This is a genomic window from Geotalea uraniireducens Rf4 (genome assembly GCF_000016745.1).
Lineage (GTDB): Bacteria > Desulfobacterota > Desulfuromonadia > Geobacterales > Geobacteraceae > Geotalea > Geotalea uraniireducens.
Genome location: NC_009483.1, coordinates 3,820,001 through 3,844,632, shown reverse-complemented (window position 1 = coordinate 3,844,632; position 24,632 = coordinate 3,820,001). Strand labels below are relative to the sequence as shown.

Annotated in this window: 24 protein-coding genes (1 of these 24 cut by a window edge); 20 read left to right on the top strand and 4 right to left on the bottom strand. The window is 54.5% G+C overall.

Annotation, left to right across the window (positions count from 1 at the left end):
- Nucleotides 1–23: 23 nt before the first annotated feature.
- The 13 genes from rfbB (at nt 24) to GURA_RS16600 (ending at nt 12,107) form a co-directional block, all read left to right on the top strand.
- Nucleotides 24–1,097 carry a dTDP-glucose 4,6-dehydratase gene (gene rfbB, locus GURA_RS16655; protein ID WP_011940095.1) on the top strand — a complete coding sequence of 358 codons (1,074 nt, stop codon included), beginning with the start codon at nt 24–26 and terminating at the stop codon, nt 1,095–1,097.
- Entirely contained in the window at nt 1,097–1,927 is an 831-nt protein-coding gene (gene rfbD / locus GURA_RS16650; protein ID WP_011940094.1) for a dTDP-4-dehydrorhamnose reductase, read from the top strand. The genes rfbB and rfbD overlap by 1 nt, the downstream gene beginning before the upstream one ends.
- The gene (locus GURA_RS16645) at nt 1,927–2,292 is read left to right on the top strand and encodes a cupin domain-containing protein (RefSeq protein ID WP_011940093.1); all 366 of its coding nucleotides are present in this window, start codon (nt 1,927–1,929) and stop codon (nt 2,290–2,292) included. Before rfbD ends, GURA_RS16645 begins: the two co-directional genes overlap by 1 nt.
- Before the next feature lie 85 nt (nt 2,293–2,377).
- Nucleotides 2,378–3,454, top strand: coding sequence for a mannose-1-phosphate guanylyltransferase (locus GURA_RS16640; protein ID WP_011940092.1), 1,077 nt, complete (start codon nt 2,378–2,380; stop codon nt 3,452–3,454).
- Nucleotides 3,455–3,539: 85 nt separating this feature from the next.
- Nucleotides 3,540–5,279, top strand: a complete 1,740-nt coding sequence (locus GURA_RS16635; protein ID WP_011940091.1) for an aldehyde ferredoxin oxidoreductase family protein — start codon at nt 3,540–3,542, stop codon at nt 5,277–5,279.
- Nucleotides 5,280–5,412: 133 nt separating this feature from the next.
- Nucleotides 5,413–5,676, top strand: a complete 264-nt coding sequence (locus tag GURA_RS16630) for a hypothetical protein (RefSeq protein WP_011940090.1) — start codon at nt 5,413–5,415, stop codon at nt 5,674–5,676.
- A 3-nt stretch (nt 5,677–5,679) separates the two neighbouring features.
- Nucleotides 5,680–5,955, top strand: a complete 276-nt coding sequence (locus tag GURA_RS16625) for a type II toxin-antitoxin system RelE/ParE family toxin (RefSeq protein WP_011940089.1) — start codon at nt 5,680–5,682, stop codon at nt 5,953–5,955.
- Nucleotides 5,956–6,097: 142 nt separating this feature from the next.
- Nucleotides 6,098–7,165 carry a GGDEF domain-containing protein gene (locus tag GURA_RS16620; protein WP_011940088.1) on the top strand — a complete coding sequence of 356 codons (1,068 nt, stop codon included), beginning with the start codon at nt 6,098–6,100 and terminating at the stop codon, nt 7,163–7,165.
- Nucleotides 7,166–7,295: 130 nt separating this feature from the next.
- Nucleotides 7,296–8,465 carry a class II aldolase/adducin family protein gene (locus GURA_RS16615; RefSeq protein WP_011940087.1) on the top strand — a complete coding sequence of 390 codons (1,170 nt, stop codon included), beginning with the start codon at nt 7,296–7,298 and terminating at the stop codon, nt 8,463–8,465.
- Nucleotides 8,466–8,661: 196 nt separating this feature from the next.
- Complete coding sequence (locus GURA_RS16610; protein ID WP_198134488.1) at nt 8,662–9,213, top strand: BRO-N domain-containing protein; 552 nt, start codon at nt 8,662–8,664, stop codon at nt 9,211–9,213.
- Nucleotides 9,214–9,215: 2 nt separating this feature from the next.
- Nucleotides 9,216–9,500 carry a hypothetical protein gene (locus GURA_RS25530; protein ID WP_198134487.1) on the top strand — a complete coding sequence of 95 codons (285 nt, stop codon included), beginning with the start codon at nt 9,216–9,218 and terminating at the stop codon, nt 9,498–9,500.
- Between the two features lie 450 nt (nt 9,501–9,950).
- Nucleotides 9,951–11,519 (top strand): murein biosynthesis integral membrane protein MurJ, encoded by a 1,569-nt coding sequence (gene murJ, locus GURA_RS16605; protein ID WP_011940085.1) that lies wholly within the window; start codon nt 9,951–9,953, stop codon nt 11,517–11,519.
- Between the two features lie 12 nt (nt 11,520–11,531).
- The gene (locus tag GURA_RS16600; RefSeq protein ID WP_011940084.1) at nt 11,532–12,107 is read left to right on the top strand and encodes a methylated-DNA--[protein]-cysteine S-methyltransferase; all 576 of its coding nucleotides are present in this window, start codon (nt 11,532–11,534) and stop codon (nt 12,105–12,107) included.
- A gap of 262 nt (nt 12,108–12,369) precedes the next feature.
- On the opposite strand, the gene mazG is transcribed toward GURA_RS16600, so the two are convergent.
- Together mazG and tgt are read right to left on the bottom strand one after the other, a co-directional pair.
- Nucleotides 12,370–13,161: a nucleoside triphosphate pyrophosphohydrolase gene (gene mazG, locus GURA_RS16595; RefSeq protein ID WP_011940083.1), complete on the bottom strand. Its 792-nt coding sequence runs from the start codon at nt 13,159–13,161 to the stop codon at nt 12,370–12,372.
- 47 nt (nt 13,162–13,208) lie between these two features.
- Complete coding sequence (gene tgt / locus GURA_RS16590; RefSeq protein ID WP_011940082.1) at nt 13,209–14,315, bottom strand: tRNA guanosine(34) transglycosylase Tgt; 1,107 nt, start codon at nt 14,313–14,315, stop codon at nt 13,209–13,211.
- A 442-nt stretch (nt 14,316–14,757) separates the two neighbouring features.
- Between tgt and GURA_RS16585 the strand changes: the two genes are divergently transcribed.
- The 3 genes from GURA_RS16585 to GURA_RS16575 are packed head-to-tail and all read left to right on the top strand — an operon-like array spanning nt 14,758 to nt 18,099.
- Nucleotides 14,758–15,417 (top strand): succinate dehydrogenase cytochrome b subunit, encoded by a 660-nt coding sequence (locus GURA_RS16585; RefSeq protein ID WP_011940081.1) that lies wholly within the window; start codon nt 14,758–14,760, stop codon nt 15,415–15,417.
- A 10-nt stretch (nt 15,418–15,427) separates the two neighbouring features.
- Entirely contained in the window at nt 15,428–17,344 is a 1,917-nt protein-coding gene (locus GURA_RS16580) for a fumarate reductase/succinate dehydrogenase flavoprotein subunit (protein ID WP_011940080.1), read from the top strand.
- Complete coding sequence (locus GURA_RS16575; RefSeq protein WP_011940079.1) at nt 17,344–18,099, top strand: succinate dehydrogenase/fumarate reductase iron-sulfur subunit; 756 nt, start codon at nt 17,344–17,346, stop codon at nt 18,097–18,099. Before GURA_RS16580 ends, GURA_RS16575 begins: the two co-directional genes overlap by 1 nt.
- Nucleotides 18,100–18,410: 311 nt before the next feature.
- On the opposite strand, the gene GURA_RS16570 is transcribed toward GURA_RS16575, so the two are convergent.
- Nucleotides 18,411–19,214 carry a c(7)-type cytochrome triheme domain-containing protein gene (locus tag GURA_RS16570; RefSeq protein ID WP_011940078.1) on the bottom strand — a complete coding sequence of 268 codons (804 nt, stop codon included), beginning with the start codon at nt 19,212–19,214 and terminating at the stop codon, nt 18,411–18,413.
- A gap of 280 nt (nt 19,215–19,494) precedes the next feature.
- On the opposite strand from GURA_RS16570, the gene cas6 reads away from it, so the two are divergent.
- Nucleotides 19,495–20,406, top strand: coding sequence for a CRISPR system precrRNA processing endoribonuclease RAMP protein Cas6 (cas6, locus tag GURA_RS25215; protein WP_157046236.1), 912 nt, complete (start codon nt 19,495–19,497; stop codon nt 20,404–20,406).
- Nucleotides 20,407–20,509: 103 nt separating this feature from the next.
- On the top strand, nt 20,510–22,363 hold the full coding sequence (gene ftsH, locus GURA_RS16560) for an ATP-dependent zinc metalloprotease FtsH (protein WP_011940076.1): 1,854 nt from the start codon (nt 20,510–20,512) through the stop codon (nt 22,361–22,363).
- Here the strand turns inward: ftsH and GURA_RS23955 are convergent.
- Entirely contained in the window at nt 22,357–22,521 is a 165-nt protein-coding gene (locus tag GURA_RS23955; protein ID WP_011940075.1) for a hypothetical protein, read from the bottom strand. The genes ftsH and GURA_RS23955 overlap by 7 nt on opposite strands.
- A gap of 164 nt (nt 22,522–22,685) precedes the next feature.
- On the opposite strand from GURA_RS23955, the gene malQ reads away from it, so the two are divergent.
- Both malQ and GURA_RS16550 read left to right on the top strand, forming a co-directional pair.
- A complete protein-coding gene (gene malQ, locus GURA_RS16555; protein WP_268741753.1) occupies nt 22,686–24,206 on the top strand; it encodes a 4-alpha-glucanotransferase in 1,521 nt (506 codons plus the stop codon).
- A 112-nt stretch (nt 24,207–24,318) separates the two neighbouring features.
- A protein-coding gene (locus GURA_RS16550) for a homocysteine synthase (protein WP_011940073.1) crosses the window boundary here: on the top strand, nt 24,319–24,632 show its 5' portion. Its footprint extends 973 nt past the window's final position; only the first 314 of its 1,287 coding nucleotides appear in the window; the start codon lies at nt 24,319–24,321; the stop codon falls past the right edge of the window.

The following is a 24,632-nucleotide window of genomic DNA, read 5'->3' as shown; positions in this document are numbered from 1 at the left end:
ATCAATAAATTCAGGAGGAACAGATGTCGGAGCACTTTACCCCGCGCGCCATCCTCGTCACCGGTGGCGCAGGATTCATCGGCTCGAACTTCATCAACAGCTTCATGGCCGGCAATCCCGGCTGCCGCCTGGTCAACCTGGACGTGCTCACCTACGCAGGCAACCTGGAAAACCTGAAAGGGGTGGAGAACAACCCCTCTTACCGCTTCGTCAAGGGGGACATCTGCGACAGTGCGCTGGTGGCGCGGCTCCTGGCCGAGGAGCGGATCGACGCAGTGGTCCACTTTGCAGCAGAGTCCCACGTGGACCGCTCCATTACCGGGCCGGAGATCTTTGTCCGCACCAATGTGCTCGGCTCCCAGGTCCTCCTGGAAGAGAGCCGCAAGCACTGGCAGGCCCGTGTGGTGCCGGAATTCCGCTTCCTCCAGGTTTCCACCGACGAGGTCTACGGTTCCCTCGGCGATACCGGTTTTTTTACCGAAGAGACGCCGCTCGCCCCCAATTCTCCCTATTCCGCGAGCAAGGCGGGGGCCGACCTGCTGGTGCGGGCCTATCACGAGACCTACGGCTTCCCCACCCTCAATACCCGCTGCTCCAACAATTACGGCCCTTATCACTTTCCGGAAAAACTGATCCCGCTCATGATCCACAACATCATGAACAAAAAGCCGCTGCCGGTCTACGGCGACGGGCTCAACGTCCGCGACTGGCTCCATGTGAAGGACCATTCCATTGCCATCGAAACCGTCCTCAAGACGGGTGGGCTCGGACAGGTGTACAACATCGGCGGCAACAACGAATGGCGGAACATCGACATCGTCAACCTGGTTTGCGACCTGCTCGACGCCAAGCTGGGGCGGTCGTCGGGAGAAAACCGGCAGCTCATCACCTTTGTCAAGGACCGGCCGGGGCACGATCGCCGCTATGCCATCGACGCCTCCAGGATGCGCCGGGAGCTTTCCTGGGAGCCGTCCTACACCTTCGAGCGCGGCATCGCCGAAACCATCGACTGGTACCTGGCCAACCAGGAGTGGGTGGGAACGGTGACGTCCGGCGCATATCGCGACTATTACGAAACAATGTACGGAGGAAGGTAATGATACTCGTTGTCGGAGCAAAAGGGATGCTGGGGCAGGACCTGATGACGCTTCTGGGCACTGAGGCGCGTGGGGTGGATATCGAAGATATCGACATAACATCGATGGAATCGGTGCAGAAGGTGCTCGTCACCCTCAAACCCCGGGTGGTGATCAATGCCGCCGCCTATACCGACGTGGATGGCTGCGAGAGCAACCAGGAACTGGCCATGCAGGTTAATGGCGAAGGTGTCGCCCACCTGGCACTGATAAGCAAGGAAATCGGCGCCAAACTGGTGCAGATAAGCACCGATTACGTCTTTGACGGCGGCAAGGGGAGCCCCTACCTGGAGGACGATCCCCCACGTCCACTCAGTGTTTACGGCGAGTCCAAGCTGGCCGGCGAGATGAACGCCTGTTTCAACCCCGACCACCTCATTGTGCGGACCCAGTGGCTTTACGGCCTGCACGGCAAAAACTTCGTCGAGACCATGCTCCGCCTGGCCGCGGAGAAAAAGGAGCTTTCCGTGGTGGACGACCAGATCGGTTCCCCCACCTGGACCGTGGACCTCAGCCTGGCCATCAAGGCGCTGATCGACAAGGGGTGCTGCGGCACGTACCATGCGGCCAACGGCGGGTTCTGTTCCTGGAACGAGTTTGCCCGGGTTATTTTTGCCGAGGCGGGGATGGGGATCACGGTCAATCCCATGTCCACCGCCGAACTGGGTCGTCCCGCGCCGCGGCCGCTCTACTCGACCCTCGACTGCGGCAAGTTGAACCGTGACGCGGGCTTTCAGCCACAGCCGTGGCAGGAGGCCCTGAAAAACTACTTAAATCTGAGGAGGCAGTGATGGAACGCGGTGAGAGACCATGGGGAACGTACACGGTCCTTGAGGAAAACAAGAATTACAAGATCAAGCGGATCGAGGTGAATCCCGGGCAGCGGCTCTCGCTGCAGATGCACCATCATCGCAGCGAGCACTGGATTGTCGTTTCCGGTACAGCCAGGGTCACCTGCGGCGACCGGGAGCGGATTATAAACATCAACGAGTCCACCTTCATCCCCATCGGTACAAATCACCGCCTGGAAAATCCCGGCGTCATTCCCCTGACCATCATCGAGGTGCAGAGCGGTGAATATCTCGGAGAGGACGATATCGTCCGCTTTCAGGACGACTACAATCGTGCCGGCAATGAGGAAGAGACGCTTCCTTAAATAATAATTTTCGCCGCTTCTTTTATGTGTCAAAGCGATCTCACAGGCCTGATCGTGCCTGCATCATTTACCATGGAGACCTGCCATGTATATCGTTATCCTTGCCGGTGGTTCCGGCACCCGTTTCTGGCCGTTGTCACGAAAAAAGAGCCCCAAGCAACTGATGTCGGTATTCGGCGGCAAATCAATGCTGCAGCGGACCGTTGAGCGGGTATTGCCGCTCCGGCCAAAAAGGATTCTGGTTGTCACCAACGCCCTCCAGGCCGAGGAGACCGGGAGGCAGCTGGAATATCTGCATGACGTTCCCATCGACATCATCGCCGAGCCGGTAGGGCGAAATACCGCCCCTGCCATCGGCCTGGCCGCGTCGATCATCGCCTACCACGACCCCGATGGGGTCATGGCGGTGCTCCCCGCCGATCATTACATCGTCAACGAGGAGGGTTTCGCCCAGGTTCTGACGCAGGGGAAAGAGGCTGCGCTGAACGGTTACCTGGTTACACTGGGGATCACGCCGACCAGGCCGGAAACCGGTTACGGCTACATCGAGGCGGAGAGCGAGCTGCGGGGGGGCGGACCTTACCCTGTGAAACGCTTTGTGGAAAAACCGAACAGGGAGAAGGCCCTCGAATTTCTCGCCGCCGGCAATTTTTACTGGAACAGCGGCATGTTCGTCTGGCAGGCCTGCGCCATTCTCGACAAGATCAACGAATGCATGCCGCAGCTTGCCGCTTCCCTGGCAAAGCTCGTCTTTTCCGACAACATCTGGGAATTGAGCGATCTCAAACCGCAGATAGAGTCGATCTACGGAGAGATCGGCGGAGAGTCCATCGATTTCGGCGTCATGGAGAAGGCGGATAACGTCCAGGTTATCCCGGCCGATTTCGGCTGGAGCGATGTGGGGAGCTGGAGCGCCATCCCTGAAGTTGTCGATGCCGATGCGACAGGTCACGTGGTGATCAACGCCAAGGAGGTCGTTTCCGTCGATGCAGCCGATTGCCTGGTCTACGGTGATAACCGGCTCGTGGCGCTGGTCGGGGTCAACGACCTGATCGTCGTCAATACCGCCGATGCGATGCTCGTCTGTGCGAAAGATCGCGCCCAGGATGTGAAGAAAGTGGTGGAGGAACTGGAGCGGCGGGGGATGACGGAGTACTTGTAAAGGCGGTCGATGGTCGGCGGTCGGCGGTTGATGGTGAAACCTCGAACTTCGAACTTCGAACATAGAACCTCGAACTGGATTGTATATGCACGGTTGGACCGGAAAAATACTGAAGGTTGACTTGGCGAGCGGCAAGGCATGGCGGGAGGATGTACCTTTCGAACTGCTCCATGCCTATCTCGGTGGGCGTGGGCTGGGGGTGCGGCTGATGCGGGATTATTTCATGCTTGACCCGTTCGCCCCGGAGATGCCGCTGATCTTTGCCGTCGGCCCTTTGTGCGGCACCGTTGCCCCCACTGCTGCCCGGCTGACGGTGGTTTCCCGCTCGCCACTGACCGGCACCATTTACGACTGTTCCGCCGGGGGGCGGTTTGCCTGGCGCCTCAAGGCAGCCGGGGTGGATGCCCTGTTCTTAACCGGACAGAGCGCGAAGCCCGTGGTGCTCGCCATCAACGGTGATGATGCGGAACTTTTGCCGGCCGGGGAGCTGTGGGGCAAAGCTGTCCCTGATACCGTCTCCGCCCTGTCCGGAGGGGGGAGCGTCGCCTGTATCGGCCCTGCCGGGGAGAACGGTGTCCTCTACGCCAATATCATGATGGGGGAGGGGAACTCCGTCGGCCGTGGCGGTCTCGGCGCTGTGATGGGAAGGAAAAAGCTCAAGGCAGTGATCGTTGACGGCGACCGGGCCACCGCTGTTGCCGACCAGAGCCGCTTTGACCATGCCCGCCAGGATGTGATGCGGCTGTTCCGCGCCTCGCCGGTCATTTTTGGCGAATTGGGGATAGCCGAATACGGTACGCCGGCACTGGTGGACCTGATGCGCCAGCGGCGCATGGCCCCGACCGAAAACTTCAGAAAGACGGTGTTTCCCGATTCCGGCAACTATTCCGGCCCGGCAATCCGCAAAGCGTGCGAAGCGAAAAAAGACGGCTGTTTTGGCTGCCCCATCCAGTGCAAGAAGAGCACCCCCCAGGGGGAGCCGCTTCCCGAATACGAAACCGTTTCCCACTTCGGCGCCTTGAACGGCATCGCAGACCTGCATGCCATAGTCAAGGCCAATACCCTCTGCAACGAGCTGGGGCTCGACACTATTACCGCCGCGGCCACCCTTGCCGCCTGGGGCGAGGCAAAGGGGCGCTTTCCCGCTGCGGAGGAGGTCGCGCCACTCCTTGCCGACATAGCCCATCGCCGCGGGGAGGGGGAACTGCTCTCCCTCGGCTCACGACGGGTCGCCGAGGCCTTGGGCGTGCCGAACCTTTCCATGAGCGTCAAGTCGTTGGAACTCCCTGCCTATGATCCCCGCGGGGCATACGGCATGGCCCTCGCTTACTGCACCAGCAACCGTGGCGGCTGCCACCTGCGGGCCTATCCCATCTCCCACGAGATCCTGCGCAAGCCGGTTCCCACCGACCGCTTTTCATTTTCAGGCAAGGCGCGCATCATCAAGATCGCCGAGGACACCAACGCTGCCGTAGATTCCCTGGTGGCCTGCAAATTCTCCTTTTTCGGCGCGACCATCGAGGAATACGCCGAACTCCTTTCCGCCACGAGCGGCATTGAATACTCCCCCCAGTCGCTCAAGGAGATCGGCGGGCGGATTTACCTGACCGAACGTTTTTACAACTGCGCCAACGGGTTCACCTTCGCAGACGACCTGCTGCCGGAACGGTTTTACAACGAGCCCGGCTCCAGCGGCGAGGGGATCGAAATCCACCCAATCGATCGGCAACGCTTTAACGAAGAGTTGCAGAAGTACTACCGGATTCGCAGGCTGACACCGGAAGGAACTTTTGCCGATCCTGGTTTCCTCTCTAATCAGCCGTAAGTTTCCTTAAGATCATTGCGGTTCCATGGTTTCTCAAAGAATATTGATAATACAGTGCGGAAATTAATTTGCCATCCGGTGCTTGGCAGGGTATGATTCTGGTATCTAATCAAGTACCAAAAGGAGTCAAAGCATGAACGCCATCCCTGCCCAGGAGATTAAGCGTCGTGGTATTGCCGCGGTGGATGATCTTATTGCCAAAGGTGATCTCCATGTCATCAGGAACAATCAGCCGCAGTACGTGGTGCTTTCCGAGGAGCGCTATCAGGAGTTGATAGTGGCGGAGCAGGAGGCCTATTATGCCCGGGTCCGGGCATCGCTGGAGGATCTCAAGGAAGGAAGGGTCAAACGCGGCACGGCCGATGATCTGATTAAAGAACTGAAGCTGGAAGATTAGCGCATGTATACCCTTGTCTGGAGTGCCGGTTTTACGCGCTCGGCCGAAAAATTCATAAAACGCCATCCGGAGTTGCGGGAAAAGTTAGCCACAATACTGCGTGAATTGGAAAATGATCCATTTCAGCCGCACCTGAAATATCACCAGCTCGGTGGAAATCTAAAAGGCGTTCAGGCCGTCAGCATCACCTACAGCTATCGCATCACCCTTACCATTGTGGTTTTCGACAGGGAAATCATCCTGCTTGATGTCGGCAGTCATGACGAGGTATATCGGTAAGAAGCAGCAGAGCACGAATAGTGCCCTGACGCTCCAGTCACCTTTATCCTTTCTCCCTCGTTCGCACTCCCCCCTTTCACATTAAAGTCTCGCCGTCTCGGGCCGATAAATTAATGAAAGCAGGCCATGGGGGGCGGGTTCAATGGACGGGACGGAAGTCGCAAGCGATGTGGCGAAAAGCAATCAGGTCAGGTATGCCGGCTACGACAAGATCATGGGCAACATATCGTGGCTGCTGATCGCCCTTGTTTCCCTCGATATCAAGCTCCTCCCGCCAGACGAGCAGTCAACCATTTTTCTCGCAGGCTTCAGCGTGGCCCTGCTCGTGTACAATGTGGGCGCCAGGTACGTGGTTTTCCCCGGCCGCTCAAGCCAGTTCAAGACCTTCGTCGACCTCATGGTCTTCCTCTGCTTCATCGTTGCCGTCAGCTGGTTTACCGGCAAGATAACAAGCCCTTTCATCTCGCTCATCTACCTGGTGCTCATGACAACCTCTCTGACACAGGGGAGACGGCTAACGTATTTCATGGCTGTACTGGCCGTCTCATCCTATATTCTGCTGGCATCGGAACATATAACCGTCATGTTGTATGAGCATACCTTCGTCTCCAGTCTCCTCGAACTTTTCCCCTTCATGCTGATCGCCCATCTCGGAGCCATGCTCTCCGGAGAGGCGGAAAACGCCAGGAGGGAGATTGAAAAGCTCTCCCTTACCGATGAAGTGACCGGCCTGAACAATATGCGCAATTTCTTTTACCTGTCCGAGATCCAGGAAAAGCTGGCAAAGAGGCACAAACGAAAATTTACCATCTGCATGCTCGATGCAGACAACCTGAAACAGATCAATGACAGGCACGGCCACTTTGCCGGCACGGAACTCATCAACCAGGTTGCCGGGATAATAGCGAGGAACATCCGCTGCACAGACATCGCAGCACGGTATGGGGGAGATGAGTTCATCATCATGTTTACCGAAGGGGCAAAGGACGGCTGTTATGGCGCAGTGCAAAGAATCGTCAGGGGGATGTCCGAAAATCCCTTTGAATTCAAGGGAGCCATGCTCACATCGACCCTTTCGGCCGGTGTCGCATCCTTTCCCGAGGATGGCGCGGATGTGAAAACCGTGATGGCAAAGGCCGATGAGGCGATGTACCGGAGCAAGAAGAACGGCAAAAACATGGTGACCATCTATAATGGGGAGGATGAGTAGCCTTTCCACTTAAGTGAGAGAACCGAACCTCGTCCCTTGACCGCAACACGACGGTCAGGGGTTTTTTGTTGTCTGACGGGGAGAAAAACGGAGTTTACATAAAAAAGAGCCGGTGATATGGTTATTGACCATGAGAGACCAAATTCGCAAATATACGCTTAAGCTCATTTCCGACCGTTCCGCCCTTGCCGGAGAGATCGCCTTTGCTGCCCTGGATGATACACTGCTGAGCGATGGTAATGCCGAACTGGCTCTGCTGGCGGGGGAGACCATTTCCCGCCTCAACTGCCTGGGGCTGGTCGTTGCCCGGTCGTCACTCCCCTTTGCCGATTTGCTGGTGCGCAGGGCAAGGCAGGAAGACTCGCGGATCATCCCCCACGATACCGAGACCCGCACCTTTCTCCACGACATCCCTTTTTTGCGCCAGCGCGAGCTGACGGGAGACGTTGCGGCATCCATTGCGCGGCTCCTCGGCAACCGCAAGGGGGTCATCGTCGAAGGCGTCGGCATCGTCGCCAGCGGCGCTGTAACCATCGAACAGGCCTACATCAACTACTCATCGGTGTTCCATTCCACCTTCGTCAAATACCTTCAGGATGTGCTGAACGAGGGGTTCCTCCTGTCGGGGGAGGCGGATATCTTCAACTCCTTCCGTAGCGAGTGGCTCCGCCCCCTGAGCGCAGAAGGGTTGGTCTTCAGGACCGGCCCGCTCATCGAGCCTGAGGAAATTATCCGAGAGGTTGAAACCGTCGGGCGCTACACGGTGGAAAGGGGGCTTGTCGACTCGTTCTTCGGCAACATCTCAGCCCGGGCCGGGGATATGATCTACATCTCCCAAACTGCTGCCAGCCTTGATGAGCTGGCCGGTTGTATCGACCCGGTGCCGATGGACAACTCCTCCACCACCGGCATCACCGCCTCCAGCGAACTGCTCGCCCACCGACGCATTTACGAGGAGAGCGGGGCACGGGTCATCCTCCACGGCCACCCAAAGTTTGCCGTGGTGATGAGCATGCTCTGCGAGGAAAAGGACTGCCCGATAAAGGATTGCTGGAAGGATTGCCCCAAGGTGCGGTTTTTAGGGGACACGCCGGTGGTGGCCGGGGAGATCGGCGCCGGCGGCCTGGCCAAGCGTGTGCCGCCGGTGATCGGCGGGCCGGGCAAGGCAATAGTCTACGGCCACGGGGTCTTTACCATCGGCCGCCTGGACTTCGGCGAGGCATTCTGCGCCTTGGTCGAGGTGGAGAACTGGTGCCGGGATGAGTATTTCCGGCTGCTGGCGGAACGGGGTTTGAAGTAACGAAATGGCGCATATATGAACTTTTGGAAATTTGGTAGACCCATCATTACTACCTCAAGCTTGTCAAAGAAGATATTCCTGCATATTTCTGCTCTCGAAACCGCGTCCCACCAAGCGCTCCTTGAGTTGTCCGAAAAAATCGGACAACGCGGAATAGAAACTCGCTGCCCAAGGCCAATTGTAAGGAGCCGAAACCATGCAAATCCAACCTGCTATTTTTGAAACCCACGAAATCCGCCGTGTCTATGACGAAAAAACCGAAACCTGGTGGTTCTCGGTGGTGGATATCATTCAGGTACTAACCCAGCAGCCGGATTATCAAACTGCTCGAAAGTACTGGAACAAACTGAAAGAGCGACTTGGTAAGGAAGGCAGCCAACTGGTGACAAATTGTCACCAGTTGAAAATGACTGCTGAGGACGGTAAGCAACGCCTGACAGACGTAGCCACCGCCGAAACATTGCTGCGCCTGGTTCAATCCGTCCCCAGCCCGAAAGCGGAGCCGATCAAGCTCTGGCTGGCCAAGGTCGGCTACGAGCGCATGCAGGAAATGGCTGATCCTGCGTTGTCTTTGGACCGTGCACGCGAAACCTGGCAGAAGCACGGGCGTAGCGAGAAGTGGATTCAGCAGCGCATGACCGGGCAGGAAACACGCAACAAGCTGACTGATTATTGGGCAAACCACGACATCAAGAAAGGCGATGAATTTGCGATTCTTACTTCATTCACCAGGAATGGTCAGGGGTGAGTGTGAAGGATCACAAGGATATGAAGGGTTTGCAGAATCATAATCTGTGTGACCACATGAGCGAGGCGGAACTTATTTTTACCGCGCTGGCGGAATTATCGACACGACAGATCGCCGAGACGGATGACGCGACCGGGATGGCCGAAAACAAGGTAGCCGCCACAAAAGGCGGGGCGATTGCCAAGCTGGCGCGTAAGGCGTTGGAGGCCAAGACCGGCAGGGCGGTGGTGTCTAGTGAGAATTTTCTGCCGCCTGGCAAGACATCGTGCCCCAAGAAGGTAAAGTAGGCCGTGGAATCAAGGTGAGCAAGAGAAGCCCCGTCGGGGCGCTTGATGTTAGCCGTGGGATTCATCCCACGGGTTGAGGCGACATACTGCATTCATCCGTCGCGTACGCGACGGTGGGATATGATGTTCCGTTTTCCGGGGAATGAATTTCGGGGCGATTCGCAATATATTTGCCCACAGTCATCTTAACTTGAGTTTTGGTGATGCAGATGTAACCAAGCTGGTTAACAGTCTTACGTTTCCTTCGGTGCTTGCTGCTGTACGGATTCAAAATGGTAATGCACAACATCCTTCCATTACCCCGGCCGTTGAGCCTTTGGAATTAGCGAACAAGGCAATAGGTTTCCTGGACTCACGGCAGGTCCGGCGGGGTGCAAACTGAAAAAAATACCAATTACACACCGGTTATGGTAAATACCTACCCTGATTTAAATTCATCCAGGGGAAACCATGTCCGAAAAGAAAAATATTGCCCGGGCCGCAGGCGTGCTCGGTTTTGCCACGATCCTCTCACGCATCATGGGGATGGTGCGGGAAATGGTTGTGGCGCGCCTGTTCGGCGCCGGGTTTGCCACCGACGCTTTTATTGCAGCCTTTCTGATTCCCAACATGCTGCGTCGCTTTTTTGCCGAAGGGGCGCTCACTTCGGCCTTTCTCCCCACATTTTCCGAGTGGTACACCCAAAAGGGGGAGCAGGAGGCGCGTAATCTGGCCAACGTCTGCTTTACCTTGCTCACCATGGTCATGGCGATCATCACCCTGTTGGGAGTTATATTCTCACCTGTTATCGTCCACCTCATGTTTCCCGGCTTCAAGTCCGAGCCTGCCAAGCTGGAGCTGACCATACTCCTCAACCGGCTGATGTTCCCCTACATATTTTTCGTCAGTTTGGTGGCGCTCTGCATGGGGATTTTGAACACCGTCCGCCATTTTTTTACCCCTGCCATTTCCACCATTTTCCTCAATATCTCCATGATTTTCTGCGCAGTCTTTTTGCACAGCCGTTTCCAGATACCCATCGTCGCCCTTGCCGTGGGTGTCTTGCTTGGCGGGGTAATGCAACTCTTGCTGCAAATTCCGGTTCTCTACCGGAAGGGTTTCCCCCTCCGGCTGCGCTTCGATCTGAAGCATCCGGCAGTGCGCAGGATCGCCCTCTTGATGGGGCCGTCCGTGTTCGGCGTCGGAGTCTATTACCTGAATATAACGGTCGGTGCAATACTTGCCTCTCTGCTCCCGCAGGGAAGCGTTTCTTATCTTTACTATGCCCAGCGAATGTTCGAGTTTCCCCAGGGGATATTCACCGTGTCGGTGGCCCAGGCCGTGCTCCCTTCCATGAGCAGGCAGGCTGCGGCCGGGGAGATGGATGCCCTGAAGGAGTCGCTCGCCTTCGGCCTGAAGCTCACCCTGTTCATCACCATACCGGCCATGGCGGGGCTCCTGATATGTTCCACGCCGATTTTTTCCCTGATCTTCATGGCGGGAGCGTTCGACTATGCCAAGGCGCAACAGTGCGGGGTGGCGCTTTTTTACTATTCACTCGGCCTGTCGCTGGTGGCCCTGGTGAGGGTGCTGGTGCCCGCATTTTACGCCCTCAAGGATACCAGGACGCCGGTGTTGACGGCCTTCATCGCCTTTGTCCTCAACCTCTGCTTTAGCCTCGCTTTGATGGGGCCGCTCAAGCACGGCGGCCTGGCGCTGGCTTCCACCTTGTCCGCCCTGGGGAACATGGTCCTGCTCCTCTATTTCCTGCGGAAAAAGATCGGTCCGTTCGGCGGCAGGGGGATTTTCCTCGCAGGGGGGAAGGCGGCAGTTGCATCCATCCCCATGGCCTTTGCCGTCTACTGGGCGATGCGGCTTGCGGATTGGTCACAACAGGGGCATAAGCTGGTGAAGGGCGGGGTCCTTGGCGGTGCAGTCGTCGTGGGGGTGGTCATCTACCTCGTTTTCGCCCACCTGCTGCGCTGCGAAGAGGCGCATGAGGCAGTCATGCTGTTTCGCAGGAGGGTTCTGAAAAGGTGAAAGGTGAATAGGATGAGAAAACAGGAATCAGGGGAATATCGATCTATCTTTGTTACCGAGTTCGGTTCTGGTGCGGTGGTGGCGAGCGCCGAGGGTCTTGTTGAGGTGTTTCTGCCGTTTGCCGGAAATTCCCCTGCGGAGATGGCTGAGCGGGTTGGCGAGTTATATCCGTCTGCCGTGCGCGAGAATCCGTTGACGATGAAGGCTGCCGGGCTGCTGCAACGATATTTCGCCGGTGAGAAGGTGACGTTTGATATCAAGATCGACCGTCGCGGATTCACGCCGTTTCAGCAGGCTGTTTACGCGGAAGTTTCGAAGATACCCTACGGCATGGTGAAAACCTATGGCGAGGTGGCCGGGGCAATCGGGCGGCAAAGGGCCGCCAGAGGGGTCGGGACGTCGATGGCGCGCAATCCCCTGCCGATAATCATTCCCTGCCATCGGGTAGTCGGCGGGGCGGGCGACATGACCGGTTATTCCGGGGCCGGCGGTATCGTCTCCAAGAGGCTGTTACTCACTATGGAAGGGGTTGTTTTGGATGATTGCGGCAGGGTGAAACCCTCCGTGCCAGGCAGAAATGACCGGTAATTTATAAACATGCAGATATACGATTCTCATGAATCTTCTTGGCTCGGATTGGAACATCGTTCTAACCGGACAATATTATTGTGTAAAACGTAACATATTGAAATTATTGGTATATATTGGCTGTATAAAAAATAGGCAGATCGCAGAAACGCTTTGAAAAGTATCCGTTTATTGAATTGTCCACACCGTTATCAACAGATTATCCACAGGATTTGTGGAAAATCTGTTACACCGTTGAAAAGACGTAACAATTGGCCGATTTTCACCCTTCCCGCTCCATCCTCTTCGCCTCTTCCCAGAGCTTGTCCATCTCCGCCAGGCTTGCTTCCTGCATATGAATCCCGCGTGCATGGAGGGTGTCCTCGACAAAGGCAAAACGACGGGCAAAACGGGTTATGGTCTTGCGTAGCGCTTCCTCGGGATCCAGTGAGAGGAAGCGTCCCAGGTTGACGATGGCGAACAGGAGGTCTCCCAGTTCAGCTTCCATCCGTTCCTGGTTCCCTTCCGTCAGGGTTTCCTCGAATTCATGCAGCTCTTCCAGCACCTTGGCAAAGACCTGGTCCGTGTGTTCCCAGTCAAAACCGACCCGCGCCGCCTTTTCCGTGATCTTCTGCGCCTTCATCAGTGCGGGAAGCTCGGGAGGGACGCCGGACAGGGCGGATTTCCTCTCCGCACCTTTTTCCGCCTTCTTGATCCGCTCCCAGTTCGCCACCTGCTCTTCAGCGCTTTTCACCACCTGTTCCCCAAACACGTGGGGATGACGGCGAATGAGCTTTTCGTTTATGGTGTCGAGCACGTCGTCCATGGTGAATTCGCCGCGCTCCTCGGCGATGGCCGCATGAAAAACTGGCTGGAGCATGAGATCCCCCAGTTCTTCCTTGAGCATCTCGGGAGACCCGGCATCGATGGCTTCGATCACTTCGTAAGACTCTTCCAGGAGATAGCGCTTGAGGCTCGCGTGGGTCTGTTCCGCATCCCATGGGCAGCCGCCGGGGGCGCGCAGTTTGCGCATTATTTCCATGAGGCGGTCGAACCCTTTTTTCTCTTCTGTCATGGCTTCTCCTGTCGACGGTTTTTCTTGCGGCCGATGGCAGTGACTCCTTATTTTCCCTTCAGATACCCTTCCAGGAAAGTCCGCTTGTATTCGGCGAACCGCTCTTCCTCGATGGCCAGGCGGATCTCCGCCATCATGTTCAGGTAGAAGTGGACGTTGTGGATGCTGGCGAGGATCGCCGAAAGCACCTCGTTGGAGACGAACAGGTGGTGGAGGTATGCCCTGGTGAAGTTCCGGCAGGTATAGCAGGAACAGTTCGGCTCCACCGGGTAGAAGTCGCGGCGGTAGTTCTTGTTGGTCAGTCTGATCTTCCCCCGGTTGGTGAAGAGCGTTGCGCTCCTCGCATAGCGGGTCGGGATGACGCAGTCGAACATGTCCATCCCCCGCTCCACGCTCTCCAGGATATCTTCCGGGAGGCCGACGCCCATCAGGTAGCGCGGCTTGTCCTCCGGCAGGAAGGGGGCGGTCATGGCCACCACTTTCTTAAGGAGCTCCAGTCCCTCACCGACTGAGACGCCGCCAATGGCGTAACCGGGGAAATCCATGTCGATCATTTCCTTGGCGCACATGGCGCGCAGGTCTTCGAAGACGCTCCCCTGGACAATGCCGAACAGGGCCTGGTCCTTGCGTGTCTGGGCTTTTTTGCATGCTTCCGCCCAGCGCAGGGTTTTCCGCGTCGATTGGGCTGCGTACTGTTTGTCGCAGGGGTAGGGGATGCACTCGTCGAAGGCCATGATGATGTCGGCGCCAAGCGCCTCCTGGATGGCAATGGCCTTTGCCGGGTCGAGGAATACCTCCTCCCCCGTTATCTCATGCTTGAAATATGCCCCGTCTTCGGTGATCCGCTTGTTGGGGAGCGAGAATACCTGAAAGCCGCCGGAGTCGGTCAGTATCGGTCCGTCCCAGGCCATGAACTTGTGCAGACCGCCGGCCTTCTCCACCAGGCTTTCGCCGGGGCGGAGGTGGAGGTGGTAGGTATTGCTGAGGATGATCTGGGCGCCGGTTTCTTTCACCTGTTGCGGGGTCATGGCCTTCATCGCCGCATGGGTGCCGACCGGCATGAAGATGGGAGTCTCAATCACGCCGTGCGGGGTTTCCAGTCGGCCGCGCCGCGCTGCTGTTTCAGTGTCTTTTTTGAGTAGCTTGAATTTCATGATGTTTTATCGGTGCCCCTACAGGAAAATTAATTTTGAAAATCCATAGTTTAATTAACAGAATGACCGGGAAAAAGCAACAACGCATCTGGTTATTCCTTGCGCACATGCGGGAATATTTGCTGTTAAGCCCTGATAATTTTGGTTGCATTTTGATAAAACGACGTTTAGTATACAGTATACAATTAGCTGGATTATAATACATTAATTTAAGTCTGCGTGTATATCGTGTTGACATGTTATTTAATCAATCTCTTTAGAAGGAGGTAAGGCAATGCTGACCTACAAAGAATGGCGCGCACCCCCTTCCTGAACTGTCCCTCCTGAACGGTTACCGTTTCATTGTCAACCTGCTCAGAAAAAGGGATGTTTGATGATCTGAAGCACAAGGGTGTGTAATTACCCTCAGCAATTCTTTCAATTCATTCAAAGGGAAAAAATTATGCAACTATTAAAAAGCTCAGTGGGAAGAAAGATCCTTATGGCCATCACCGGCCAGCTGATGGTTCTTTTCGTAATTGTTCATCTGATTGGTAACTCTTCTATTTTTGTCGGTCCCGATGGAATCAATTCCTATGCAGAACATCTCCACAGCCTCGGACCCCTGGTTTGGGTATTCCGCCTTGCCATGCTGGCCTTTATTTTGGTCCATGCCTTTTACGGCATCCAGGTGAGCATCGAAAACAGTAAGGCGAATCCTTCCAAGTACGCGATCAACAATAAGCTGAAGGCCAATTTCGCCAGTGAAAGCATGATCTGGACCGGATTGCTCCTTGCACTTTTCGTCATCTACCACATCAGTCACTTCACCCTTCGGCTAACATCCGACGTTTCCGCCTTTGCAGGCCAGGTGCCGGGCAACGTCTTCGGTATGGTGACCGGGAGTTTCTCTCATGGCATCATTGCTTCAACCTATGTGGCGGCCATGGTGGTCCTCTGCCTACATCTTTTCCACGGCATCCAGAGTTTCTTCCAGACCATGGGGTGGAACGGCGATAAAAGTCTGCCGGTGATCAGTCAGGTGGGGCGGGTACTTGCCTTTGTCTTTTTGATCGGCTACAGCTCCATTCCGGTTTTCATCCTTGCAGGCATAATCAAATAGGGGGTTTATAGTGATACTCGACGGAAAATGTCCAACCGGACCTATAGAAAAAACGTGGGACAAGCACCGCTTCGATCTGAAGCTCGTGAATCCCGCCAACAAGAGAAAGTACAACGTTATCATGGTGGGTACCGGTCTGGCCGGTGGCGCTGCCGCTGCCTCGCTCGGAGAGCTCGGCTACAACGTGCAGGCCTTCTGCTATCAGGATTCTCCACGCCGCGCCCACTCCATCGCTGCCCAGGGGGGGATCAACGCAGCCAAGAACTACCCTAACGATGGGGACTCCATCTACCGTCTGTTCTATGACACCATCAAGGGTGGCGACTTCCGCGCCCGTGAGGCTGACGTGTGGCGTCTGGCCCAGGTGTCCAACAACATCATCGACCAGTGCGTTGCCCAAGGCGTTCCCTTTGCCCGCGACTATGCCGGCTACCTGGACAACCGTTCATTCGGTGGCGCCCAGGTTTCCCGTACCTTTTTTGCCCGCGGCCAGACTGGCCAGCAGCTCCTCCTCGGCGCCTACTCAGCGCTTTCCCGCCAGATAAAGGCAGGGACAGTGAAGATGTACAACCGCCGCGAGATGCTGGACCTGGTCGTGGTTGACGGCGTTGCCAAAGGGATCACCTGCCGCAACCTCGTGACCGGCGAGATCGAGTCCTATGCGGCCGATGCGGTCTGTCTTGCCACCGGCGGCTATGTGAACGTCTTCTACCTTTCCACCAACGCCATGGGTTGTTCTGTCACCGCCAACTGGAAAGCGTACAAGAAGGGTGCGTATTTCGCAAATCCCTGTTACACGCAGATCCATCCGACCTGTATTCCACAGGCCGGCGACTACCAGTCGAAACTGACTCTCATGTCCGAGTCGCTCCGTAACGACGGCCGCTGCTGGGTGCCGAAGAAGAAGGAAGACCTGGCCAAACACCCCAACGAGATTCCCGAAGAAGATCGTGATTACTACTTGGAGCGCAAGTATCCGAGCTTCGGCAACCTTGCTCCCCGCGATATCGCCTCCCGTGCCGCCAAGGAACAGTGCGACGACGGCCGCGGCGTTGGCCCCGGCGGACGCGGCGTGTACCTCGACTTCGCCACCTCGATTAAGCGCGTCGGAGTTGACACCATCAAGGAACGCTACGGCAACCTGTTCGAGATGTATGAGAAGATTACCGACGAGGACGGCTACAAGCGCCCGATGCGTATGTATCCTGCCCCCCACTACTCCATGGGCGGCCTCTGGGTCGACTACAACCTACAGAGCAGCATCCCCGGCCTGTTCGTCCTCGGCGAGGCCAATTTCTCTGTCCACGGCGCAAACCGCCTTGGCGCATCGGCCCTCATGCAGGGTCTGGCCGATGGCTACTTCGTCATTCCCTACACCATCGGTGGCTACCTCGCCACGGTGAAACCCGGCACTGTGCAGACCGACAACCCCGAATTCAAGAAGTCGGTTGAAGACGTGCAGAACTACTCCAAGAAGCTTCTCTCCATCAACGGCAAGAAGACTGTATCGGAGTTCATGCGCGAGTTAGGTTCTCTCATGTGGGACAACTGCGGCATGGCGCGCTCCAAGGAGTCCCTGGAGGAAAACCTCAAGAAGATTCCTGCACTGCGTGAAGAGTTCTGGAAGAACGTCAAGGTCTCCGGCTCCGGTGCCGATCTGAACCAGGATCTGGAGAACGCCGGCCGTACCGCCGACTTCCTGGAGTTCGGCGAGCTCCTCTGCCGCGATGCCCACCACCGCAATGAGTCTTGCGGCGGCCACTTCCGGACCGAATACCAGACCGAAGACGGCGAGGCTCAACGTGACGACGAGAATTATTGTTACGTCGGCGCCTGGGAATTCAAGGGAGACGGCAAGGATCCCGAGCTTCACAAGGAACCGCTCAGGTTCGAGAATGTACATCTTGCGGTAAGGAGTTATAAATAATGAGCGATCACAAAACCATGACTCTGACTCTTAATGTCTGGCGGCAGAAGGGACCGAAAGATCCCGGTAAATTCGAAACCTACACCGCCAAAAATATCACCGAACACCACTCATTCCTGGAAATGATCGATGTGGTCAATGAAGACCTCATCAAATCCGGGAAGGAGCCGATCGTCTTTGACCACGATTGCCGTGAAGGTATCTGCGGCATGTGTTCACAGGTGGTCAACGGCGTACCCCACGGCGGCCAGGAACGGACCACCGTCTGCCAGCTCCATATGCGGAAGTTTAAGGACGGCGACACGATCTTCATCGAGCCGTGGCGCGCCACAGCCTTCCCGATCATCAAGGACCTGGTGGTCGACCGGAGCGCCTATGATACCATCATCCAGGCGGGCGGCTATACCTCATGCCACACCGGCGGGGTGCCAGACGGCAATGCCGTGCTGATTCCCAAGCCGGAAGCTGATTATGCCATGGACGCTGCCGAGTGCATCGGCTGCGGTGCTTGCGCCGCTGCTTGCCCTAACAGTTCCGCCATGCTATTCACCAGCGCCAAGGTGGCCCAGATGGCTGCTCTGCCGCAAGGGAAGGCGGAGGCCGGCGTTCGTGTCAAAGCGATGGTCGAGGCGATGCAAGAGTGCGGTTTCGGCAACTGTAGTAACCACTATGAATGTCAGGCTGCCTGTCCGAAGGGGATCAACGTCAAGTTTATCGCCAAGCTGAACAGGGAGTATCTGAAGGCTCAGTTCTAGTTAGTTTCGCCGAATGCGGTACATAAAAAGGGCGGGTCTTAATGACCCGCCCTTTTTTGCATTTGTAGAATAAATATCAGCGTTGTCCGGTTTGGTTTGTGCATCAAGGTTGTTAAGCCCCATTAGGGGCGTTCGAATGTAGCCGGGGGATTCATCCCCCGGATGAGATGCTATATTTCCCCACGTCACGTACGTGACGTGATGATATTTCGCCTGGATGACCGGGGAATGAATTCCCCGGCTACCAGTATTCTGTCCCTACGGGACGTAAGCAAAAACCAAACCGGACAACGCTGAATAAATATATGTATTTATAATTTTTCACTCGTTGAATGGCATCTTTGACAGTCCTGTAATGGAAATGCTACTGAAATATGGCAGATGCCGCAATACTTTCCATCATTTATTTCGACCATGGAATATTTAGTCATCCCCCTTCTTACTCCGGCAAATACTTCCGGGTGGCAGACTTCACAGCCGTTCCAGAAGGTATGTTTCTTGTGGGAAAAGACGATGCTCGGAAGTCCGCCTACTTTTGCCTCTAAAGCGAAATCTTTTTGTACGGACATCGGCGCCCTTTTTATGGAAACTCCCTCAAGGAAATCAATCGGTTTAATATCCCCGTCAGTTTCTGCTTTTTCCCAGTTTATCCCGTTGCCAAGCCGTTCCTTCGGTAGTTTCTCACTGAATCGAAAAAATTCATCTGCTTTTGACGGGTCTTTTTCTTTTTGATGGCATCTATCGCACTGTCGTTCTTCTTGACCGGTGGGATTTTTAGAACAGGCTTTAAAAATCTTCGTTCCATTATATTCCCTTTTCCCATCGTGGCATGTCCCGCAGAAGTACCCACGCATGTTGTCCTCAGCCCTTATTTCAGTAGTTCCTTTTTTCATGGCGAAGCCGATATCCACATGGCACAGACGGCAGGTGTATTTGGCCCTGTGTATCCAGTGCTCGAAGGTGACTGGCGGAAGCTCTGCCTTTGTTGATAATGGGCTGATGGTGACCGTGCCGTATTCATACGGCTTCGGTCTTTTCTGTTTTACCCCGTTTTGTGCAAAGGCGAGACCGGCAAACAGAACAGTACTAAAAACCAGGATTAGTAACTTTTTCATGTCCCCTCCATAACATAAATTATTGTTAATCATAGTGGAAACTTAATTATTGTCAAGGTAATAGATACACAGGTTTATCACAAAGTTATAAGCGGATGACTATTGCACAGCTGGCTTCTGAATCTGTTTTTGAATCGGTTGTCCATTGCTCTGGGTAATTTTCCCTTTGACAAACCTCTGCGATAATGTTTGATAAATTGAATAATGATTCAGCATAATATGTTAAAGGATTTTTGCTGTGGACTTCAATTTTCTTAAATTCATAGTGACGATAAAGCTTATGCGGAATATTGCGGACAGCTACTTTCTCTTCGGTCTCAAGTCGGATTTTGAGAGCGCTTTTCGCCTGGCCGTTGATTGCCGACGCAGTTCTTGTGATGGCTGCCCGAGTTGTGATTCATGCCCTTTCCGACAAACATTTTCCCAGTCAATAACATCTGATCCCTTAGCCGTGAAGCGTTACCAGAAACCGCCTTACCCTTTCATGTTCGATTTTCCGATATTAACGCAAACTCCCAACAGGGGCGGCATTCTGGAGTTTGGCGTAACCCTCGTAGGATCGGCAATCAACAATTTCCATTACTATCTGGCAGCGTTGGTTCTGTTGACTCGTCAGAATATGACAAACAAGCCCGCTTTCGCTTCTATCCTTAAGGTCGAATCTTCTGACTACCGGGGAAATCGCAATCTGGTAATGGGTGAGAATGGAGATATTTATCCTGACCGACTTTTTTTGTTCTCAGCCGTGGAACTGCAGAAAACATGCGAGCTGCAGCCGAATGAAGTGGCAATTTCCATAGAAACGCCGCTACGACTGTTGCAGGAGGGCCGGCCTCTGCGGGAATTATCCTTTTCACCATTTATCCGCTCCCTGTTCAGGCGCATATCGTCTCTGGCATACTACTATGGAGGGGGCGAAATGGAACTGGATTATAAATGGTTGTCAAGTCGCAGCACTTCTATTGAAAGCCGATGCTCGGACTTCCATTGGGTCGATTGGAACGGGCATCCAGGCAGTGGACGATTGAGCGGAATTGTCGGTAAAGGAATTTTTAGCGGGGATCTGCTCGATTTTTATCCCTTTTTGCTTCTCGGCCAATATTTCCATATGGGGAAAGGGGCATCATTTGGCCTGGGGAAATATCGTCTTGAAAAGGTGACGGTCAGCGATGGCGGAATTAAGAGCAGATAGCCATGATTTGACGATTTAATGTTTACCTCATCTCTTTCTTGTAAAACAGCTGTCGGCGGGTAAACTATTGATATGAATGATTACTCTTTCTGAGGAGTATGGCATGAAGCCGTCTATCTGGAAGCCGTTATTCTTGCTGCTTATTTTGGTGCTTTTCTTTGACCTGTTTTACACCGTGATCGTGAAGCAGTCTATGGAGCAGGGTGCGGAGATTTCCTATAGCCGCTTCAGGGAAGAGCTTGCTGCGGATAATGTCAAAAAAATTTCGATCAAGGGTTTTTCGGTCAAGGGGGAATTTCGAAGTAAAACTAAAGCGGCTTCAAAGGTCCAGGGACAAGAGGTCGTCCGGGAGGTAACGGCTTTCAATACGGTTCTGCCGACCATCTCCGACCCGACTTTGATGCCGGAGCTCACCGCGAAAAAGGTCGAGTTAACGGCTGTCTCGCAGGAAACTTCGTCGTTTGCCGGTGTACTTATCTATATCCTTCCCTGGCTGCTTATTATCGGTATATGGTGGCTGATGATGAGAGGGGTGAAGGGGCAGGGCCCCGGCGCCATGATGGGCGGATTTGCCAAATCCGGTGCCAAGATGTATGCCGGCGGGGAGAAGATTAATGTCACCTTCGATGATGTAGCGGGGATGGAAAACAGCAAGCTTGAGTTGAAGGAGATGGTTGACTATCTGAAAGACCCGAAAAAATTTCAGAAAATCGGCGGCAAGGTCCCCAAGGGGATTCTTCTGGTAGGCCCCCCGGGTACAGGCAAGACCCTTCTTGCTCGGGCTGTAGCAGGGGAGGCGGGGGTGGCTTTTTTCAGCATATCCGCGTCCCAGTTCATCGAAATGTTTGTCGGGGTGGGTGCCAGCAGGGTACGTGATCTGTTTGCCAATGCAAAAAAGGCTGCCCCGAGCATCATTTTCATTGACGAACTGGATGCGGTCGGCCGAAGTCGCGGTACCGGATTTGGTGGCGGCCATGATGAGCGGGAACAGACCCTGAATCAGCTTCTCTCCGAAATGGATGGTTTTGACCCCCATGAAGAGGTCATCGTCATTGCTGCCACCAATCGGCCCGATGTTCTTGACCCTGCGCTGCTACGGCCGGGACGATTTGACCGGCATGTGGTTATTGAGCGCCCTGACTGGCGGGACCGGGAGCAGATATTAAAGGTTCATACCAGGAAAATCAGGCTGGATCAGGATATAGACCTGGCGGTAATCGCCAAGGGGACGCCGGGGATGACGGGGGCTGATCTGGAAAACCTGGTGAACGAGGCGGCCATCCAGGCGGCAAGGGAGAATGCTTCGAGCGTCAATATGGGCCATCTGGAAAAGGCCAAGGACAAGATATTGATGGGTGGGGAGCGGAAGATGGTCATCTCAGACCAGGAAAAGCGTATTACCGCTTACCATGAAGCGGGCCATGCCCTGGTGGCTAGGCTCCTTCCTGGCACTGATCCGGTCCACAAGGTGACCATTATCCCCCGCGGTATGGCCCTCGGCGTAACCCAGCAGATGCCGGAGGACGATCGCTATCACTACCCTAAAACCTATCTGGTAAATCGCCTCTGCGTGTCACTCGGAGGAAGGGTTGCCGAGCGATTGGTTTTCAACGACCTATCTACCGGTGGTCAGAGCGACTTGAAAACGGTGACCGATTTGGCGGAGAAGATGGTTTGTCAGTGGGGGATGAGCGACAAGATCGGGGCGATGACCTTTACCCGCGGTGAGGAGCATCCATTTCTCGGTCGCAAGCTGGCGGAGGAAAAATCATTTTCAGAGCAGATGGCATGGCTTATTGATCAGGAGATAGCGGCGGTCATCAAAGAGGCTGAGCTCAAGGCCGAAGGATTGGTCTTTGCCAACCGACCAAAGCTTGATGCCCTGGCCAGTGCACTCCTGGAGGAAGAATCGTTGGATGGCAAGAGGGTTGATGAGATTCTGGCCTCTGTTCAGTAAATGATTATGTAGCCGTGATCCTGGGCAATCTTGGAGATCTCCAGGGTATCCATGATCTGATAAGATTTTCCTTCCAGGGTGAAGGTGAACCCACCTGCTTCGTTGGGAACGGCACTTTCCATTAATGTTTCAAACATTGCTGTTTTGATGGTTTCCATTTCCTGTCACCTCTCTTCTCTAATTTGATTTTTCCTGTATATCATTTCCTCCGATTTTAGTAAAGCCATGCTCGACAGTGCATCTTTCATCCTGAAATAGGCCTAATCTTTTCCCTTGTTGATTTGCATTCCAGCGGCTTTGTGGCATAGTAGACTACTATCTAATCCAGCAAGAGAGGCATTCCATGCAACACAGAAGAAAAAGCGGTGTCCTGCTCCACCCCACATCTCTGCCGGGTTCCGGGGGGATTGGCTCATTTGGGAGCGATGCGCGCCGTTTCATTGATTTCCTTCACAAGTCCGGTCAAACGATCTGGCAGATATTGCCTTTAGGGCCAACGGCTTATGGTAACTCTCCATACTCCTGCTATTCGGCTTTTGCCGGCAATCCCCTGCTTGTTTCACTTGAAACTATTGTTGACGAAGGGGATGTCCCAGGCAAGGAGTTAAAGATTGATTTGCCGGAAGAGCGCGTTGATTATCACGCGGTTGAACGGCATAAATATCATGTGTTGCGCAAGGCGGCAGCATCTTTTTTCACTGCGGGCGAGCAATGCCGTAAGGAAGATTTCTGGCGCTTCTGTGACAGCACTTTCTGGCTTCACGACTATGCCCTCTTTATGGCGCTCAAGGAACATTTCAAGGGGAAGAGCTGGTGCGACTGGCCGGAAGATATTGCCCTGCGCAAACCGGAAGCCCTGGAAGAATATTCGCAAAAGCTCGGAGCCGCCATCGGTGAACAGAAATATATGCAGTGGCAGTTTTCTCGCCAATGGCTGCGCTTAAAGTCGTATGCAAATGAAATGGGAATAGAAATAATCGGTGACATGCCTATATTTGTAGCCTTTGATTCGGTGGATGTCTGGGCCAATCCACACCTGTTTCACCTGAACGATGAGGGGAGACCGACTGTCGTGGCCGGTGTGCCACCCGATTATTTCAGTAAAACCGGTCAATTGTGGGGTAATCCGCTCTATAATTGGGATAAGGTCGCGTCTGACGGCTTTGGCTGGTGGGTGGCCCGTTTGCGTAACGATCTCTCCCTCTATGATATGGTCAGGATAGACCATTTTCGCGGTTTCGAGGCGTACTGGGAGGTGCCGGCTAGGGAAAAGACAGCAAAAAACGGCCGATGGGTTAAAGGTCCCGGCGAATCTCTCTTTCATGCCTTGATCGACCAACTTGGTCAATTGCCTCTTATAGCAGAGGACCTGGGGGTAATAACGCCAGAGGTTGAAGCTTTGCGGGACAGGTTTGGCTTTCCGGGCATGAAGATCCTCCAGTTTGCTTTCGGCTCCGGTCCCAAGAATCCCTATCTTCCCCATAATCATACAAGGAATTGCGCAGTTTATACCGGAACCCATGACAACGATACTACCTCAGGGTGGTTTGCCTCCCTCAAGGAAAAAGATCAGCAAAATATCCTCGATTATCTTAATGTCAGCGGGGAAAATATCAGTTGGGAGCTGATCCGGGCAGCACTGGCGTCGGTGGCGGATATTGCCGTCTTTCCACTTCAGGATATCCTGGAGCTTCCAAGTACGGGACGGATGAATATCCCGGGTGTTGCCGGAGGCAACTGGTCATGGCGGTTTACTGCCGACGCACTCAACAGCAGCGTAGCGAAACGCCTGAAGGAGCTGACTAAATTGTATGGGCGGGGAAAGGGTAACCACTGGAATTAAATGATTGACAAGCTCCATGGGGTTTAATTACTATCTGACGAAACATTCTTGACTTAAATTGTAATGATAAGCTGTGTGCCCAAATACCATATAAATATAAAGGGGGATGATTATGTCCGAAAACAAATTCAACTTTGATACGCTGGCTCTGCATGCCGGCCAAACTCCTGATCCAACAACCCTGTCCAGGGCAGTCCCTATCTACCAGACCTCGTCCTATGTATTTAAAAGTTCAGAACATGCGGCAAATTTATTCGGACTGAAAGAGTTCGGCAATATATATACGCGGATCATGAACCCGACCACCGACGTGCTGGAGCAGCGCATGGCTCAATTGGACGGCGGAGTGGGGGCGCTGGCTGTGGCGTCTGGTCAGGCGGCAATTAGCTATGCGGTGCTTAACATTACCCAGGCGGGACAGAATAT

Coding starts and splice junctions, on each gene's coding strand:
- GURA_RS16645 (WP_011940093.1), top strand. CDS start 1,927: ATGGAACGCGGTGAGAGACCATGGGGAACGTACACGGTCCTTGAGGAA.
- GURA_RS16585 (WP_011940081.1), top strand. CDS start 14,758: ATGCAACTATTAAAAAGCTCAGTGGGAAGAAAGATCCTTATGGCCATC.
- mazG (WP_011940083.1), bottom strand. CDS start 13,161: ATGACAGAAGAGAAAAAAGGGTTCGACCGCCTCATGGAAATAATGCGC.
- ftsH (WP_011940076.1), top strand. CDS start 20,510: ATGAAGCCGTCTATCTGGAAGCCGTTATTCTTGCTGCTTATTTTGGTG.
- rfbB (WP_011940095.1), top strand. CDS start 24: ATGTCGGAGCACTTTACCCCGCGCGCCATCCTCGTCACCGGTGGCGCA.
- GURA_RS16575 (WP_011940079.1), top strand. CDS start 17,344: ATGAGCGATCACAAAACCATGACTCTGACTCTTAATGTCTGGCGGCAG.
- GURA_RS16570 (WP_011940078.1), bottom strand. CDS start 19,214: ATGAAAAAGTTACTAATCCTGGTTTTTAGTACTGTTCTGTTTGCCGGT.
- cas6 (WP_157046236.1), top strand. CDS start 19,495: ATGCGGAATATTGCGGACAGCTACTTTCTCTTCGGTCTCAAGTCGGAT.
- tgt (WP_011940082.1), bottom strand. CDS start 14,315: ATGAAATTCAAGCTACTCAAAAAAGACACTGAAACAGCAGCGCGGCGC.
- GURA_RS16615 (WP_011940087.1), top strand. CDS start 7,296: ATGAGAGACCAAATTCGCAAATATACGCTTAAGCTCATTTCCGACCGT.
- GURA_RS16630 (WP_011940090.1), top strand. CDS start 5,413: ATGAACGCCATCCCTGCCCAGGAGATTAAGCGTCGTGGTATTGCCGCG.
- GURA_RS16625 (WP_011940089.1), top strand. CDS start 5,680: ATGTATACCCTTGTCTGGAGTGCCGGTTTTACGCGCTCGGCCGAAAAA.
- GURA_RS16635 (WP_011940091.1), top strand. CDS start 3,540: ATGCACGGTTGGACCGGAAAAATACTGAAGGTTGACTTGGCGAGCGGC.
- GURA_RS16640 (WP_011940092.1), top strand. CDS start 2,378: ATGTATATCGTTATCCTTGCCGGTGGTTCCGGCACCCGTTTCTGGCCG.
- murJ (WP_011940085.1), top strand. CDS start 9,951: ATGTCCGAAAAGAAAAATATTGCCCGGGCCGCAGGCGTGCTCGGTTTT.
- GURA_RS23955 (WP_011940075.1), bottom strand. CDS start 22,521: ATGGAAACCATCAAAACAGCAATGTTTGAAACATTAATGGAAAGTGCC.
- GURA_RS16620 (WP_011940088.1), top strand. CDS start 6,098: ATGGACGGGACGGAAGTCGCAAGCGATGTGGCGAAAAGCAATCAGGTC.
- GURA_RS16600 (WP_011940084.1), top strand. CDS start 11,532: ATGAGAAAACAGGAATCAGGGGAATATCGATCTATCTTTGTTACCGAG.
- rfbD (WP_011940094.1), top strand. CDS start 1,097: ATGATACTCGTTGTCGGAGCAAAAGGGATGCTGGGGCAGGACCTGATG.
- GURA_RS16610 (WP_198134488.1), top strand. CDS start 8,662: ATGCAAATCCAACCTGCTATTTTTGAAACCCACGAAATCCGCCGTGTC.